This window comes from Streptomyces sp. SS1-1, assembly GCF_008973465.1.
In the GTDB taxonomy this organism is placed as follows: Bacteria; Actinomycetota; Actinomycetes; order Streptomycetales; family Streptomycetaceae; genus Streptomyces.
Genome location: NZ_WBXN01000004.1, coordinates 849,584 through 865,044 on the forward strand (window position 1 = coordinate 849,584; position 15,461 = coordinate 865,044).

13 protein-coding genes are annotated in these 15,461 nt (G+C 73.5%); 10 read left to right on the forward strand and 3 right to left on the reverse strand.

What is annotated here, in order from left to right:
- The first annotated feature begins 108 nt into the window (after positions 1–108).
- From F8R89_RS04905 to F8R89_RS04920, 4 genes are all read left to right on the forward strand, one after another.
- Positions 109–708: a class I SAM-dependent methyltransferase gene (locus F8R89_RS04905; RefSeq protein ID WP_151782802.1), complete on the forward strand. Its 600-nt coding sequence runs from the start codon at positions 109–111 to the stop codon at positions 706–708.
- A 258-nt stretch (positions 709–966) separates the two neighbouring features.
- A complete protein-coding gene (locus F8R89_RS04910; RefSeq protein ID WP_151782803.1) occupies positions 967–1,263 on the forward strand; it encodes a hypothetical protein in 297 nt (98 codons plus the stop codon).
- Between the two features lie 147 nt (positions 1,264–1,410).
- Positions 1,411–2,280, forward strand: a complete 870-nt coding sequence (locus F8R89_RS04915) for a hypothetical protein (protein WP_151782804.1) — start codon at positions 1,411–1,413, stop codon at positions 2,278–2,280.
- A gap of 242 nt (positions 2,281–2,522) precedes the next feature.
- On the forward strand, positions 2,523–3,890 hold the full coding sequence (locus tag F8R89_RS04920; RefSeq protein ID WP_151782805.1) for a tannase/feruloyl esterase family alpha/beta hydrolase: 1,368 nt from the start codon (positions 2,523–2,525) through the stop codon (positions 3,888–3,890).
- Positions 3,891–3,920: 30 nt separating this feature from the next.
- Here the strand turns inward: F8R89_RS04920 and F8R89_RS04925 are convergent, their stop codons facing one another.
- On the reverse strand, positions 3,921–4,103 hold the full coding sequence (locus tag F8R89_RS04925) for a hypothetical protein (RefSeq protein WP_053751218.1): 183 nt from the start codon (positions 4,101–4,103) through the stop codon (positions 3,921–3,923).
- Positions 4,104–4,340: 237 nt separating this feature from the next.
- On the opposite strand from F8R89_RS04925, the gene F8R89_RS04930 reads away from it, so the two are divergent.
- Both F8R89_RS04930 and F8R89_RS04935 read left to right on the forward strand, forming a co-directional pair.
- Complete coding sequence (locus F8R89_RS04930; protein ID WP_225994331.1) at positions 4,341–7,208, forward strand: DEAD/DEAH box helicase; 2,868 nt, start codon at positions 4,341–4,343, stop codon at positions 7,206–7,208.
- A complete protein-coding gene (locus tag F8R89_RS04935; RefSeq protein ID WP_151782807.1) occupies positions 7,205–8,545 on the forward strand; it encodes an SWF or SNF family helicase in 1,341 nt (446 codons plus the stop codon). The genes F8R89_RS04930 and F8R89_RS04935 overlap by 4 nt, the downstream gene beginning before the upstream one ends.
- On the opposite strand, the gene F8R89_RS04940 is transcribed toward F8R89_RS04935, so the two are convergent.
- Both F8R89_RS04940 and xylA read right to left on the reverse strand, forming a co-directional pair.
- Complete coding sequence (locus F8R89_RS04940) at positions 8,546–8,998, reverse strand: hypothetical protein (RefSeq protein ID WP_151782808.1); 453 nt, start codon at positions 8,996–8,998, stop codon at positions 8,546–8,548. It abuts the gene before it with no gap.
- Positions 8,999–9,185: 187 nt separating this feature from the next.
- Entirely contained in the window at positions 9,186–10,352 is a 1,167-nt protein-coding gene (xylA, locus tag F8R89_RS04945) for a xylose isomerase (RefSeq protein ID WP_151782809.1), read from the reverse strand.
- Positions 10,353–10,555: 203 nt separating this feature from the next.
- Between xylA and xylB the strand changes: the two genes are divergently transcribed.
- The 4 genes from xylB to F8R89_RS04965 all read left to right on the forward strand — a co-directional run bounded on the left by xylB (position 10,556) and on the right by F8R89_RS04965 (position 15,451).
- Positions 10,556–12,001 (forward strand): xylulokinase, encoded by a 1,446-nt coding sequence (gene xylB, locus F8R89_RS04950; RefSeq protein WP_151782810.1) that lies wholly within the window; start codon positions 10,556–10,558, stop codon positions 11,999–12,001.
- Positions 12,002–12,014: 13 nt separating this feature from the next.
- On the forward strand, positions 12,015–13,223 hold the full coding sequence (locus F8R89_RS04955) for an ROK family transcriptional regulator (protein WP_151782811.1): 1,209 nt from the start codon (positions 12,015–12,017) through the stop codon (positions 13,221–13,223).
- A 229-nt stretch (positions 13,224–13,452) separates the two neighbouring features.
- The gene (locus tag F8R89_RS04960) at positions 13,453–14,052 is read left to right on the forward strand and encodes an N-acetylmuramoyl-L-alanine amidase (protein WP_151782812.1); all 600 of its coding nucleotides are present in this window, start codon (positions 13,453–13,455) and stop codon (positions 14,050–14,052) included.
- 118 nt (positions 14,053–14,170) lie between these two features.
- Positions 14,171–15,451 (forward strand): GAF domain-containing protein, encoded by a 1,281-nt coding sequence (locus F8R89_RS04965; RefSeq protein WP_192806048.1) that lies wholly within the window; start codon positions 14,171–14,173, stop codon positions 15,449–15,451.
- Positions 15,452–15,461 lie beyond the last annotated feature (10 nt).

Genomic DNA, 15,461 nt, shown 5'->3' on the forward strand with positions numbered 1-15,461 from the left:
ATTTCGAAAGGTGTTGGAATATGACCCGGAGATGCGCCGGAACGACCGCATGGGGTTCGAACGTGTGCACAGCGGCGTCATCCGTGCCGGTGAGGGATCATGCGGTGCATGAGCGACGACCACACACATGTGCAGGAGTTCTTCACCGCCCGCGCCGACCGCTGGGACAGCCGGTTCCCGGACGACGGCCCCGCCTACGCCGCGGCCGTCGCCGAGTTGGGTCTGGGCGAGGGTGATCGTGTGCTCGACGCGGGCTGCGGCACCGGGCGCGCGCTGTCGCCCCTGCGCGCCGCCGTGGGCGCCTCGGGTGTGGTCCTGGGCGTCGATCTCACCCCGGCCATGCTGGAGGCCGCCAGGCGCGCCGGACGCGACCGCGAGGGGCGGTTGCTGCTCGCCGACGTGGCCGCCCTGCCGCTGCGGCCGGGGGCGGTGGACGCCGTGTTCGCCGCGGGCCTCATCGCGCACCTGCCGCGTCCGGCGGACGACCTGCGCGAGTTGGCCCGGGTCGTGCGGCCCGGCGGCACGCTGGCGCTGTTCCATCCGATCGGCCGGGCGGCGCTGGCGGCCCGGCACGGCCGGCAGCTCACCCCGGACGACCTGCGCGCCGAGGCGAACCTGCGGCCGCTCCTGGCCGGCTCCGGGTGGCGCATGACGTCGTACGTCGACGAGGACGACCGCTTCTTGGCCCTGGCGGTACGGACGTCCTGACGCCTCGGGCGCGGCCGGACCGTGACGGTCCCGGCCCGGAGGCGGCGCCCGGCGACCGTCGCCGCGCCGAGGCCCCCTTATGCGGCGACGACCGCAACTCCTACTTTGGGGTGGGTGGATGAGCGTTCGACGTCCGTCGTCACGTCCCTTCGCCCGAGCTTTCGTTCGTGCACGCTCTCGTTTCGTCCGCGGCTCTCTTTTCGTCCGCGTCTGGTTGGTCCTGCACGGTCATTCGTCCTCCAGGGGGAAGGTGTCCACATGTGGAGCAGGCTGCGTGAGTCGTGCGCCAGAGTCTTCCGCTCTCTGCGTCTCGAGCAGGACAGCGGCAAGGAGTCCGGCACGCACAATCTGTTCGAGGCCGCCGCCGTGTACGTCTCGGCGCGCACGGCGGACGACCAGGAGCGGATCGACGAGGCCAGTGGCTGGGTGTCCCCGGAGGCCCTGTCCTTCGGGGTGAGCGAGCTGGCCTGCCGGGCCGTCCTCACGCTGGCCCGCGAGCGCGACGAGTCTCCGCAGGCCGTCGCGCGTGCGCTCCTGGGGCTCCCGACGACGTGACATGGGCCGCGCCATGGGTGCCGTTCGCGGTCGATTTCGCCCTGTGCGGCCGGAAACCTGCAGGCCCGGGGTGTCTCGGAGTCGTGACAAGGGGCTTGCGGGCGCACTAGGGTGCGCGCCGATGGACGAACCGATGGGGAGGCTGGGATGGCCGGGACGGACGAGGAGGCCGTCGCCGCCGCGGACGATGCGCTCTATGTGCTCACGGCGGTGCTGCTGACGCCGGCGAAGTTCCCGAGCGTGCTGGGCGACGACTATCCCGAGGCCTGCGCGGCGCTCGGACTCGCGCCGCTCGCAGAGGGCTACGGCCTGGTGCTCGGCCAGGACGGTGACGGCGCGCGATGGACGGTGGTCATCGACGACGTCTCCCTGGTGGCCGTGGCCATCGCGTCCTGGGACTGCGGGATGGAGTACGACCTGTCGCCGGACGAGCGCACGGTCGTGGCCGCCCTTCCCGGCTGGCCGCTCGCCGTCGCCGTCGCCGCCCCCAACGTGCCCGCGCCGCACGACCCGGACCCCGAGATCGCGGACGGCCCGCCGCTGACCCCGCCGGACACGAGCGTGTGGGGACCGGCCCAGCGGCGGCTGGGCGCCGACGAGATCGCTCTCCAGTGGGCGACGTGGCGCGAGCAGATCGACGACGGCGCCTTCGCCCCTGCGGGGACCGCCGCCGACGCCGCGGCACCCGAGGAGAGCGAACAAGGCAAGGACGGCGAACAGGGCGAGAACAGGCCCGCCGCGCCGGGAGGGCACAGCGGTATCCGGCGAGTCCTGGCCGAGGCACGCGCGTACGTGGACTCCCCGCCTCCGCTGGGCCGTGTCCGCTCGTCCTTCGCCTCCGGTGACGCGCGCACCCTGCGGGCGGACGGCCCCGGCTGGTCCCTCGTCGCCCGGACGGACGACATCGCCTTCGTGCTGCTGGACGACGAGCCGGGTGAGGTCCTGCCGGTGGGCCGCGGACCTGAGCTGCCGGGCCTCCTCGAGGCGCTCGACAAGATGGCGGTACGCCCCAGCTGAGCCCGCTGACGCCGCATGACGCTGCCACGGTGAAGCCTCATGCGTCCAGGCGTGATGCGAGCCGATGGCATGCGCCCGTCGGCTTCGGCCACGGCCGGGTCCCTGGTGTCGGGACCCATACGGCAGCGGCGTTCCATGTGGTGCCGACCCATGGATGAGGCGGAGCCGGGACCGCACGATGGGGCAGCCCTCGAGGCCTCGTTTCCCTCATGTGCTCGTCCCCTTCCGCCAGGAGTGCTCTCATGCGCCTGTCCAGAGCCGTTCCGTTTCTCGCCGCCACCCTGCTGGCCGCGGCCCTCGGCGGCCCCGGCCCCGCCTCAGCCGCGACGGGGGGCGAGCAGCACTGCGCCCGCCAGGATCGTGTGCGGGTACCGGGTGCCGCCCTCCAGCAGGCCGCGTGTCTCGACGATCTGACGACGACGGGCCTCGCCGGTACGCCGTACACCGACCTGGCCGACCAGGCGGGGCTGACCGCCCGCGACACCCGGACGCCGTCGGGGGTCCCCGGCATCCAGATCGACGGCTACTTCCCGGACTCCTCCCGCTTCAACGCCACGCACGGCTGGAACCATGACGCGCAGTTCGTGATCCGGCTGCCGGACCGGTGGAACGGCGGCCTCGTGGTGACCGGGGCCCCGGGGACCCGCAAGCAGTACGCGACGGACACGGCGATCTCCGACCAGGTGCTGGCGCGGGGCTACGCCTACGCGGCGACCGACAAGGGCAACAGCGGCGCCGACTTCTACCGCGACGGCCGGCGGCCCGGTGACGCGATCGCCGAGTGGAACCGGCGCACCACCGAACTGACGCGGGCCGCACGAAAGGCCGTCACCCAGCGGTACGGTCACGCTCCCCGCCGGACGTACATGACCGGCATCTCCAACGGCGGGTATCTCACCCGCTGGCAGCTGGAGAACCACCCCGAGCTCTACGACGGCGGCGTGGACTGGGAGGGCGCGCTGTGGACGTCGGACGGCCCCAGCCTCCTCACCTCCCTGCCGACCGCCGTGGCACACATGCTCGGCTCCGCACGCGACGAGGAACTGTACGCGGCCGGATTCGCGCACGGCTCCGAGTTCCTGTGGCCCTATCACGAGCGGGCCTACTGGGGCATCACGCAGAAGATCTACCGCGCCGAGTTCGACCCCGCGTACGACCCGGCCTGCCCCGGAACCTCGGCCGGCGGCACGGTCGAGGAGATCCTGGCGCCCTGCGCCTCCGACGCCTCCTACGACTACGCCTCCCGGCCCGCCTCCGTGCACCGCGCCGTGGCCCGCGTCGCCCTGACCGGACGCATCGGCCGCCCCCTGATCACCCTGCACGGCGATCTGGACACCCTGCTGCCGAAGGCCGCCGACTCCGACGTGTACGCGCGCATGGTCGACGGGAGCGGACGTGGCCGGCTGCACAGCTATGTCACCGTCGTCGGCGGCACGCATGTGGACGGTCTGTACGACACCTATCCGGACCGGCTCCGGCCGATCCTGCCCTGCTACCGGTCCGCCTTCGACGAGCTCGTCTCATGGGTGGAGCGTGGCGTGCGTCCGCCCGCGGACCGGACGGTCGCGAAGCCGGCGGCCGGAGACGTGGTCAACTCCTGCGCGCTGTAGACGTCTGGCCCGCTGCCTGCGGGGGGCCGGTCAGCGACCGAGCTCCTTGCGGGTGGCGCGGCGCAGCCTGCGCCGCTGTGACGGGTCGAGCGTGAGGTAGGCGGCGGCCGGGACTCCCAGCACTATCAGGAGTGCCGCCCACCAGGGCAGCCAGATCAGCAGGATGAGGCCGACCGCCACTCCTCCCGCGGCGATCTTCGCGTTCTTCGACATGTGCGTCGCCTCCTTCGCGGCCACTGCCGCTCTCTGACCTGAAAACGGGTCCGTGCGTCCGGCAGTTCCGCACCGCGCCCCTGAGACGACCCTGAGGTACGACCCCTAATGGTTGGGGGGCCGGGTGGTCGAACTGGTGACCTGGGTCACATCATGACCGTACCTGCTGGGCGTGCGGATGGTGTACTCTCGGCGACTCGTCTTCGAGTAGTCAAATTTGAGGAGTGCTGCTCCGTCGTGCCGAGGCTTCCCGAGGCAAAGGCAACGTCATCCGACTGTCCCGACCCGTCGTCCTGCCACGTCGTCTTCCTCCCGGGCGATCCAGCCCGCGCCGGCCGCGTCGCCTTCTGGCGGACCGACGGCGGCGCCGTACCCCGTCTGCCCCACGGCAGCGTCGAGGAGGTGTCCGTGGTCGTCCCCGGCGAGGACGGCGTGGAGCCGGCGAAGGTGCTGGCGCTGCTGCTCCCCGTCCGTGCCGCGCTGCCGGTGCTCGCACGCGCGCGTACGTCGCCACAGGCCGGCCGCGCCGCCGTGTTCTGGGGCACGGCGACCGTCCTGGCCCTGCACATCGTGGCCCGCGGTCTGCTGCTGCCCGGCCTCTCGGCCCAGGACCACGACGCCTGGCGGGCAGGTCCACTGCACCCCGAGGACGTCGAGCGCGTCCGTCTCCTCGCCGCCGCGATGCCGCCCGAGGCGCACGCGGTGCCGCTGCCCGGCGAGGAACCGCCGAGGCTGCCGGACCCCGAGCACCTGGTCCGGGCCTTCCTGGACGCGGTCGCCGACACACTGCCGCGCTCCCCCGCGGCACCGTTCGTCACGGGCGGTCCCGCGTACGCGGCCACGTCACCACAGCACCTGCCGGGGCTGCGCGCCTGGGCGGCCGACGTCGCAGCCGGGCACGACGCGGGCGTACGGCTCTCCGTGCGCGTGGAGCTCACCGGTGCCGACGGGACGGACAGCGATTCCGAGGACTCCCCGGCGCCGTCGTTCCGAGCCGTCCTCCAGGTGCACAGCGTGAACGACCCGACGCTGGTCGCGGACGCGGTGGACGTGTGGAGCGGGTCCGGTGCGTTCGAGCCCCGCGCGCGGATGGACACGCTGCTGGCGCTGCGCCGCGCCGCCCGGGTCTGGGCTCCCCTGTCGCCGCTGCTGTCCGCGGCCGTCCCGGACGCCGTGGACCTCGCCGACGACGAGGTGACGGACCTGCTGCGGGACGGCGCCCACCGGCTGTCGGGGATCGGCGTCGAGGTGCACTGGCCGAAGGGCCTCACCCGCGAACTGACCACCGGCGCGGTGATCGGCCCGCCGGACGACGCGGCCGGGCCCGGCGCGCTCGCCTCCCGCGCGCCGTCGTTCCTGTCCTCGGACGCGCTGCTCTCCTTCGACTGGTGGTTCGCCCTCGGCGACCAGCGGCTCACACGCGAGGAACTGGACCGCCTCGCCGAGGCGAACCGTCCCGTCGTGCGCCTGCGCGACCAGTGGGTCCTCGTCGACCCTCGGGAGGTGCGGCGCGCCCAGGCGCGCGAGAGCCGCGAACTCGCGCCCATCGACGCGCTCGGGGCGGCCCTGACCGGGTCGATCGAGGTCGACGGCCGCCCGGTGGAGGTGCGCTCCACGGGCTGGCTGACCGCGCTGCGGGAGCGGCTCGCGGACCCCGAAGGGCAGGAGCAGGTGGATCAGCCGCCCGCCCTCGCGGCCACGCTCCGGGACTACCAGCGCCGGGGTCTGAGCTGGCTGGCACGGATGACGTCCCTGGGACTCGGTTGCTGTCTGGCGGACGACATGGGTCTGGGCAAGACGATCACGTTGATCGCGCTGCATCTGCACCGGCAGGGCGACCCGGCGTCGGCGGGCCCGACGCTGGTGGTCTGCCCGGCGTCACTGATGGGCAACTGGCAGCGCGAGATCGAGAGGTTCGCGCCCGGCACGCGCGTGCGTCGCTTCCACGGCGCGCGACGCGACCTCGCCTCCGTGGCGGACGGCGAGTTCGTGCTCACCACGTACGGCACGATGCGTCAGGACGCGCCCAGGCTGGCGGCACTGCCCTGGGGCCTGGTCGTCGCCGACGAGGCCCAGCATGTGAAGAACCCGTACTCGGCGACCGCGCGGGCGCTGCGTTCCATCGGCGCACGCGCGCGCGTGGCGCTCACGGGCACGCCGGTCGAGAACAACCTTTCGGAGCTGTGGGCGATCCTCGACTGGACGACGCCCGGTCTGCTGGGCCGCCTCGGCGCGTTCCGCGGACGGTACGCGGACGCGGTCGAAGGCGGTCAGGACCCGGCCGCCGGGGAACGCCTCAGCCGCCTGGTGCGGCCGTTCCTGCTGCGCCGGCGCAAGTCCGACCCGGGGATCGCGCCGGAACTCCCGCCGAAGACGGAGACGGACCGCACGGTCTCGCTCACCGTGGAGCAGACGGGCCTGTACGAGGCCGTGGTCCGCGAGTCCCTCGCGGCGATCGCGGGTGCCGACGACATGGCGAGGCGCGGCGCCATCGTGAAGCTGCTGACCGGGCTGAAGCAGATCTGCAACCACCCGGCGCAGTACCTGAAGGAGGAGCAGCCGAGGATCGCCGGGCGGTCCGGGAAGCTGGAGCTCCTCGACGAGTTGCTGGACACCATCCTCGCGGAGGAGGCGAGCGCGCTGGTCTTCACCCAGTACGTCGGGATGGGGCGCCTGATCGAGCGTCACCTGGCGGCCCGGGGCATCGCCTCGCAGTTCCTGCACGGCGGCACGGCCCTGTCCGAACGCGAGCGCATGGTGCGGCGCTTCCAGGACGGTGACGTGCCCGTCTTCCTGCTGTCGTTGAAGGCCGCCGGCACCGGCCTGAACCTCACGCACGCGGAGCACGTCGTGCACTACGACCGCTGGTGGAACCCGGCCGTGGAGGCGCAGGCCACCGACCGCGCGTACCGGATCGGCCAGAGCCGGCCGGTCCAGGTGCACCGGCTGATCACGGAGGGCACCATCGAGGAGCGCATCGCCGACATGCTCGGCCGCAAACAAGCACTGGCGGACGCCGTGCTCGGCGCCGGTGAGGCGGCCCTGACGGAGCTGACGGACGCGGAGCTGGCCGATCTGGTGGAACTGCGAGGGGGCACCGGATGACCGGGCACGAGGACCCGACGGCCGGTCACGGCTCCGACGTGGAACGCACCTTCGCCGCGTTCCCTCCCGCGCGTGGGAGGGGCTTCGCCGTCACCTGGTGGGGGCAGGCCTGGCTGACGGCGTTGGAGGAGTCGGCACTCGACCTCCAGCAGCTCAAGGCGGGCCGCAGGCTCGCGCGGGCGGGCGCCGTCGGTGCCGTGTCGGTGCGTCCCGGGCGCATCACGGCCATGGTGCGGGGCCGCGACCGTACGGCGCACCGGGCGGACGTCCTCGTTGAGCCGCTGACGGAGCGCCAGTGGGAGCGTTTCCTGGACATGACCGTGGAACGGGCGGGGCATGTCGCGGCCCTCCTGGACCGTGAGATGCCCCCGCATCTGGTGGAGGACGCCTCGGTGACGGGGATCGACCTGCTGCCCGGCATGGGTGACCTGGAGCCCGAGTGCGCCTGCGACGCCTGGGACCACTGCGAGCACACGGCCGCCCTCTGCTACCAGGTGGCACGGCTGCTGGACGCCGACCCGTTCGTCCTGTTCCTGATGCGTGGGCGCGCTGAACAAGCCCTCCTGGCCGACCTCCAGGCCCGCGGCGACACGGCATCCGCCGACGGGGTACGGGACTCCTCCGCGTCCCCCTCGCCGCCAGGGGTGGACGCCCTGGAGGCGTACTCGACCGGCGACATCCTGCCGCCGCTGCCCGCCCTGCCCGGACTGCCGGCCGAACCGGGGACGCCGCCCTCACTGGACACCGAGGCCGTGCCGGACGCGGACGTAGACCCCGACGCCCTGGAGGTCCTGGCCGCCGCCACAGCCGTCGAGGCGCACCGCATGCTCGCGGAAGCGTTGCGGGACGCCCCGCGAGACCCGGCCGTCGCCTCGGAGTTGACGCTCGCCCAGGACGCGGTGCGCCTCGCCGCGGGCACGTCGGACACACGCGTGACCGAGCGGCTGGCCGACGGTTCGGGGCGTGGACGCGACGGACTGGACGTGGCCGTACGCGCGTGGCGGCTCGGCGGGGAGGCCGCCCTGCGCGTGCTCGACGAGACGTGGACGGTGGAGGGCGAGACACTGGCACGCGCGTGTGCCGCCCTGAAGGCCGCCTGGGACGAGGACGAACGGCCGCCGCTGCGCCGGGACGGGAACCGGTGGACCACCATGGACGGCTCGCCCGGTCAGCTACGCCTCGGACGGGACGGACGCTGGTGGCCCTACCGGGCGGAAGCGGGCCGATGGGTGCCCGTGGGAGCGCCCGCGCGGGATCCGGCGACGGCACTGGCCGCCGCGGAAGCCGACGGCGTCGGTCCTCAGCCGGACCGCGCGGAGGAGAGCGAGGGCCGCTGACTACGGCAACGCGTCCTCCAGGGACGGCAGAAGCGATTCGAGGCCGCTCGGGAACCCGCTGGGCAAGTCGCTGGGGAATCCGCTCGGCAGATCGGTCGGGAACCCCGACGGGAGCGAGGTCGGCAGCTCGCTGGGCAGCCGGCTGGGCAACTCGCTCGGGATGCTGAGGGACGGCCGCGGCGAAGAGCTCGAGTCGGCGCCGGACGGCGAGCTGTCGTCGGGGTTGTTGTCGCCGTTCCCCCTGACCAGCAGGACGGCCACCACCACGACGGCGACGGCGACCACGGCGGCGATCAGGACGGCGAGCGGGTTGCGGCGGCGTCCGGGGCCTCCCCCGCCGTACGGGGGCGGGCCTCCGTTGCCGTAGCCGTCGGCGGGCGGGCCGAAGCCGCCCGGTGGTGGGTGACCCGGGGGCGGTCCTGGCGGCTGAGGCGGTACGGGCGGCATGGCCATACCGTCAAGGGTGGCAACCCCGCCGCTGATCCGCGACCCCTGTACGGGAGTTGGGACGGCTCCGCGCCACGGATCTCACGGTTCCGGAACAATCCGGCCGGTTCCATGCGCGTCCGGACGGCCACCCGGCATCGCCTGTGCACCGCCCGTCGGGGAACGGGCGGTGCACAGGCACGCGCGCGTGACGTCAGCCGCGGGCGCCCAGCAGGTGATCCATCGCGAGCTGGTCGAGGCGCTCGAACGCCATCCCGCGCGCGGCGGCCGCGTCGACGTCGAACTCCTCGAAGGCCGAACGGTCGGCGAGCAGGCCCTTGACGCCGTCCGCCGCGGTCGGCTGGGCGAGCTCGTCCAGACGGGCGGCGCGCAGGGCCTCCTGGACCTCCGGGTCGGCACGGAAGGCCGTGGCGCGCTCCTTGAGGATCAGGTAGTTGCGCATGCAGCCCGCCGCCGACTCCCACACGCCGTCGAAGTCCTCGGTCCGCGGCGGCTTGAAGTCGAAGTGCCGGGGACCGGTGTAACCGGCGCTCTCCAGGAGGTCGACCAGCCAGAAGGCGGAACGCAGGTCGCCGGCGCCGAAGCGCAGGTCCTGGTCGTACTTGATGCCGGACTGGCCGTTGAGGTCGATGTGGAACAGCTTGCCCGCCCACAGCGCCTGGGCGATGCCGTGCGGGAAGTTGAGTCCGGCCATCTGCTCGTGGCCGACCTCGGGGTTGACGCCGTACAGCTCGGGACGCTCGAGGCGCTCGATGAACGCCAGCGCGTGGCCGACGGTGGGGAGCAGGATGTCGCCGCGCGGCTCGTTCGGCTTGGGCTCGATCGCGAACTTGATGTCGTAGCCCTGGGAGGTGACGTAGTCGCCGAGGAGGTCGAACGCCTCCTTCATGCGGTCCAGCGCGTTCCGGACGTCCTTGGCGCCACCGGACTCGGCGCCCTCACGGCCACCCCAGGCGACGTAGGTCTCGGCGCCGAGCTCCACGGCCAGGTCGATGTTGCGGATCGTCTTGCGGAGGGCGTAGCGGCGCACGTCGCGGTCGTTGGCCGTGAAGCCGCCGTCCTTGAAGACGGGGTGGGTGAAGAGGTTGGTCGTCGCCATGGGCACCTTCATGCCGGTGGCGTCGAGGGCCTCGCGGAAGCGCTTGATGTGCGCCTCGCGCTCGGTGTCGGAGGACCCGAAGGGGATCAGGTCGTCGTCGTGGAAGGTGACGCCGTGGGCGCCGAGCTCGGCCAGGCGCTGCACCGTCTCGACCGGGTCGAGGGCGCTGCGGGTGGCGTCGCCGAACGGGTCCCGTCCCTGCCAGCCGACGGTCCACAAACCGAAGGTGAACCTGTCCTCGGGGGTGGGCTGGTAGCTCATGACGCGGCTCCTTGCTTACTGACGACTGCTTGAACGACTCGCTACGACTATTTCGTCATGGCGGTTTACAAATTAGTATGCCAACGCGTCCCTGGGAAGGGACACGATGTCCCCGAAAGGGCCGGCTCCGGGTCGCCACGCGCCGGACGGCCACAAAACAGCAGGTCAGAGAGCCGCAGAGCCGCGGAAAAAGGGAGAACCCGATGTCAGCAGCCGAGGGTCCGCTCGTCGTCGGCGTGGACACGTCCACCCAGTCCACCAAGGCGCTGGTCGTCGACGTGTCCACCGGGCGGGTCGTCGCGAGCGGCCAGGCGCCGCACACCGTCACCTCGGGCGCGGGCCGCGAGAGCGACCCCCGCCAGTGGTACGACGCGCTGTGCGAGGCGCTGCGTCAGTGCGGCGAGCCCGCGCGCGAGGCGGCCGCCGTGTCGATCGGCGGCCAGCAGCACGGCCTGGTCACGCTGGACGAGCGGGGCGAGCCGGTGCGTCCGGCCCTGCTGTGGAACGACGTGCGCTCGGCGCCCCAGGCCGAGCGCCTGACGGAGGAGCTGGGCGGTGCGAAGGTCTGGGCGGACCGGACGGGCTCCGTCCCGACGGCCTCGTTCACGGTGACGAAGTGGGCGTGGCTCGCCGAGCACGAGCCGGAGTCGGTGCGGGCCACCCGGGCCGTGCGCCTCCCCCACGACTACCTGACCGAGCGCCTGACCGGTGAGGGCACCACGGACCGCGGCGACGTCTCCGGCACGGGCTGGTGGGCGTCCGGGACGGAGCAGTACGACCCCCAGATCCTGGAGCACGTCGGGCTGGACCCGGCACTGCTGCCGCGTGTGGTGCGGCCCGGAGAGGTCGCGGGCACCGTGCGCGACAGCCACGACCTGCCGTTCTCCAAGGGCACCCTGGTGGCGCCCGGCACCGGTGACAACGCGGCGGCGGCGCTGGGCCTCGGCCTGCTCCCCGGCGCGCCGGTCCTGAGCCTCGGCACGTCGGGCACCGTGTACGCCGTGTCGCGGCGGCGTCCGGCGGACCCCACCGGCACGGTGGCGGGCTTCGCCGACGCGCACGGCGACTGGCTGCCGCTGGCCTGCACGCTGAACTGCACCCTCGCCGTCGACAAGCTCGCCGCCCTCCTCGGCCGCGACCGGGAGGCCGTGGAGCCGGTCTCGGGCCTGACGTTCCTGCCCTTCCTGGACGGCGAGCGCACCCCGAACCTGCCACACGCGTCGGGTGTGCTGCACGGCCTGCGCCACGACACGACCGGCGGCCAGCTCCTCCAGGCCGCCTACGACGGTGCCGTGCACGCACTGCTCGGCGCCCTGGACCTGGTGCTGGACGAGGACGCGGACCGTTCGGCGCCGCTGCTGCTGATCGGCGGCGGCGCCCGGGGCACCGCCTGGCAGCAGACCGTGCGCCGGCTGTCGGGACGCCCGGTCCAGGTACCGGAGGCCAAGGAGCTGGTCGCGCTGGGTGCCGCCGCCCAGGCCGCCGGGCTGCTGACCGGCGAGGACCCGGCCGCGGTCGCCCGACGCTGGAACACCGCGCGCGGGCCGGTGCTGGACGCCGTGGAGCGGGACGACGAGACGCTGGCCCGGATCAGCGGGGTACTCTCCGACGCGGCCCCGCTGCTGGAGCGGAGCCCCGAGGCGCACTGAGGAAGACGCAGGCATGACCGCACCGCTGCACGAGGTCCAGCCGGCGGGTGCCGGGCGCGCGCTGCCCGACACCCAGCAGGGCATGCGCCGCCGCAATCTCGCCCGGGTGATGCACACGGTCAGCGCCGACGGGCCGCTCTCGCGCGCGGCCGTGGCCTCCCGCATCGGGCTGACCCGCGCGGCGGTGTCCACGCTCGTCGACGAGCTGATCCGCTCGGGCCTGCTGGAGGAGCTGGGCCCCGAGCGGCCCGGCCGGGTCGGCCGACCCGGGTCGGCGCTCGCGGTCAGCGCGCACGGGCCGGCCGGGATCGGCGCGGAGATCGGCGTCGACCATCTCGCCGTGTGCGCCGTCGATCTGCGCGGCGAGGTGCGGGCCCGGGCCGTGCGCCATGCCACGAACCGGGGCCGGGCCGCCGAGCCGGTGCTCGCCGAACTCGGCGAACTCGTCGACCAGGTCGTCGCGGAGGCGGGTGGCGAAGGGTTGTGGCCGGCCGGTCTGGCGGTGGCCGTGCCGGGTCTGGTGGCCCGCGACGCCCGGACGGTCGTCCGAGCCCCCAACCTCGACTGGCGGGACAGCGACGTCGGCGAACTGCTCGCCACCGACCTCCCCCTCACCGTGGGCAACGAGGCCAACTTCGGTGCTCTGGCCGAACTGTGGCTGGGTGACGGCACACCGCAGGACTTCCTGCACGTATCGGCGGAGATCGGTATCGGTGCCGCCGTCGTCGTGGACGGAGCACTGCTGCACGGGACCCGCGGGTTCGCGGGCGAGCTCGGGCACATGCCCGTCCAGCCCGAAGGACCCGCGTGTCCGTGCGGAGGCCGTGGCTGCCTCGAGCAGTACGCGGGCGAGGAGGCGGTGCTGCGCGCGGCCGGGCTGGAACCGGGCGAGGACCGGGTCGGGCTGCTGGCCGAGCGGGCCGCCGACGGGGACGAGGACGTACGGGGCGCGCTGCGCGAGGCGGGCACCGCGCTCGGCATCGCGCTGACCGGCGCCGTCAATCTGCTCGACCCCCGCACGGTGGTGCTCGGCGGCGCCCTGGCCGGGCTCGCGCCGTGGCTCCTGCCGTCGCTGGAGTCGGAACTGGACCGGCGCACCGCGGGCCCGGCCTGCCCGGTGTCCGTGTCCCGGCTGGGTTCCGAAGGGCCTCTGCTGGGGGCCGCGCACGCGGTCGTGCGGGCGGTGCTGGACGACCCCGCCTCGGTGGCACAGCGGGCCTGATGCCGGCTGAGCCGGCGCGCGGCCCGGCCCGCGTTCACTCACGTGAGTGAACGAGTTATCCACAAGTCGGGCACCCTCCACGGAAATTCGGCTGGCCCCGCTGCCTGCGGGTTCGGGGCGTACCTTGATTCACACGCCGTCCGCGCCGACCAGGCCCGGCCCCTGATCCCCGCTGACGCGCACCCCTCTCCTTCGGTCCTCTCTCCTCCTCCGAAAGGCGGTTCACGTCATGGAGCGCGTACGCACCCACCCCAGCAGACGTCGCGTCCTGCAGGGAACCGCACTCGCCGCCGTCCCGTACGCCCTGCTCCCCGAGCAGCGGGCCGGTGCGCATGTTCCCGGGCCGGACCAGCCCTCCGCCGAGTGGCGGCCGGCCGGCAGGGCCTGCTACTCCGTCGCGCACCCGGGGACGCTCCGCACGGTCGACCGGGTGATCATCCACATGACACAGACCATGTACCGAAAGACCCTGTTCCTCTTCGAGGCCGGGCGGAAGAAGGTGTCCGCGCACTACGTCGTCCGGTCCGCCGACGGGCACACCTCGCAGTGTGTCCGCGAGTCCGACATCGCCTGGCACGCGGGGAACTGGGAGTACAACGAGCGCAGTATCGGCATCGAGCACGAGGGCTGGGTGGACGAACCGTCCTACTTCACCGACGTCATGTACGAGGCCTCCGCCCGGCTCACCGCCGCGATCTGCGCCCGGCACGGGATACCCACGGACCGCACGCACATCATCGGGCACCACGAGGTGCCGGGCAGCGACCACACCGATCCCGGGCCGCACTGGGACTGGGCCCGCTACATACGGCTGGTCAGGGCCGCCTGAGGGTTCGTACGGCCGGGCCGCCGGGACATCGTTCGAGTGAGCGCCGTCGAAGAGGTTGTCGGCACGCCCACCCGGCATGACGATGTCCCCAGCCGCAACGCCGTCCGGGGAGGCCGAAGTGTCCGATCCGTGGGTGGCCCTGGAGCCGGGGACCGACCCTGCCGAACATGTCCGGGTGCTGCGTCGTGCCCATGAGACCTTCACCGCGGTGGGCACCGTGCCCAGGCCCGTGCGTGCCGTGGTGGCGGACTCGTGGCGGCGTTCCGCGCGGGCCGGAGTCGGACCGGACGGCACGGCGAGCGTGGAGCTGGCGGACGGCGACCTCGGCGCCTACCGGGCGGAGCATCCGCTGGCGCGGGTGATGCCGCTGTTCCGGGAGCTGATGGGCACGTTCGCCGCCGACGGCGAGCATCTGCTCGCGGTGTGCGACGCGCACGGCCGGCTGCTGTGGGTCGAGGGGCATCCGGCGACCCGGCGCAAGGCGGACCGGATGAACTTCGTGCCGGGCGCGCGCTGGGCGGAGACCGCCGTGGGGACGAACGCGCCGGGGACGGCGGTCGCCGTCGACCGTCCGGTGCAGGTGTTCGCGGCGGAGCACTTCATCCGCCGGGTGCAGCCCTGGACCTGTGCGGCGGCGCCCGTGCACGACCCGCGGACGGGGCGGGTCCTCGGTGCGGTGGACATCACCGGCGGGGACGGGCTCGCGCATCCGCACAGTCTCGGGTTCGTGCAGGCGGTCGCGCGGGCGGCGGAGTCGCATCTGGCGCTGCTGGGTCCCCAGGACGACCCGGTCGGCGGCGCACCGGAACTGACGGCGCTGGGCCGGGACGAGGCGCAGCTCCTCGTCGGGGGCCGCAGGATCAGGCTGAGCCGGCGGCACAGCGAGATCCTGGTGCTGCTGGCACGGCACCCGGAGGGGCTGACCGGCGACGAGCTGCAGTGCGCCCTGTACGAGGACGAGTCGGTGACGCCGGTGACCCTCCGCGCCGAACTGGCCCGGCTGCGGCGGACGTTGGGGCCTTCGTTGCTGGGTTCGCGGCCCTACCGGCTGATGGTGCCGGTGGAGTCGGACGTGGCGGTCGTCGAACGGCGGCTGGAGGCTGGCGCGGTCACCGCCGCGGCGACGGCGTACGCCGGTCCGCTGCTGCCGGGCTCGCAGGCACCGGCGGTGGTACGGCTCAGGCGCCGACTGGCCGACGGTCTGCGGACGGCGCTGATCGCCCGCCGCGACCCGGACATGCTGGCGGACTGGGCGCACGCACCGTGGGGCGAGGACGACCTGGACGTGTGGCGGGCGCTGGCGGCGGTCCGGCCGACACCCGCCGTACGGTCGCGGCTGGCCGCGCTGGAGCGCGAACTGACCGCCGGGCCCGTGCGGGAGCACCGTTCGCCGTGGTGAGCGGCGTCGC

Excerpts from the sequence above, each read along its gene's own strand:
- F8R89_RS04920 (WP_151782805.1), top strand. The coding sequence starts at position 2,523 with ATGCGCCTGTCCAGAGCCGTTCCGTTTCTCGCCGCCACCCTGCTGGCC.
- F8R89_RS04910 (WP_151782803.1), top strand. The coding sequence starts at position 967 with ATGTGGAGCAGGCTGCGTGAGTCGTGCGCCAGAGTCTTCCGCTCTCTG.
- F8R89_RS04940 (WP_151782808.1), bottom strand. The coding sequence starts at position 8,998 with ATGGCCATGCCGCCCGTACCGCCTCAGCCGCCAGGACCGCCCCCGGGT.
- F8R89_RS04960 (WP_151782812.1), top strand. The coding sequence starts at position 13,453 with ATGGAGCGCGTACGCACCCACCCCAGCAGACGTCGCGTCCTGCAGGGA.
- xylA (WP_151782809.1), bottom strand. The coding sequence starts at position 10,352 with ATGAGCTACCAGCCCACCCCCGAGGACAGGTTCACCTTCGGTTTGTGG.
- xylB (WP_151782810.1), top strand. The coding sequence starts at position 10,556 with ATGTCAGCAGCCGAGGGTCCGCTCGTCGTCGGCGTGGACACGTCCACC.
- F8R89_RS04915 (WP_151782804.1), top strand. The coding sequence starts at position 1,411 with ATGGCCGGGACGGACGAGGAGGCCGTCGCCGCCGCGGACGATGCGCTC.
- F8R89_RS04925 (WP_053751218.1), bottom strand. The coding sequence starts at position 4,103 with ATGTCGAAGAACGCGAAGATCGCCGCGGGAGGAGTGGCGGTCGGCCTC.
- F8R89_RS04905 (WP_151782802.1), top strand. The coding sequence starts at position 109 with ATGAGCGACGACCACACACATGTGCAGGAGTTCTTCACCGCCCGCGCC.
- F8R89_RS04955 (WP_151782811.1), top strand. The coding sequence starts at position 12,015 with ATGACCGCACCGCTGCACGAGGTCCAGCCGGCGGGTGCCGGGCGCGCG.
- F8R89_RS04935 (WP_151782807.1), top strand. The coding sequence starts at position 7,205 with ATGACCGGGCACGAGGACCCGACGGCCGGTCACGGCTCCGACGTGGAA.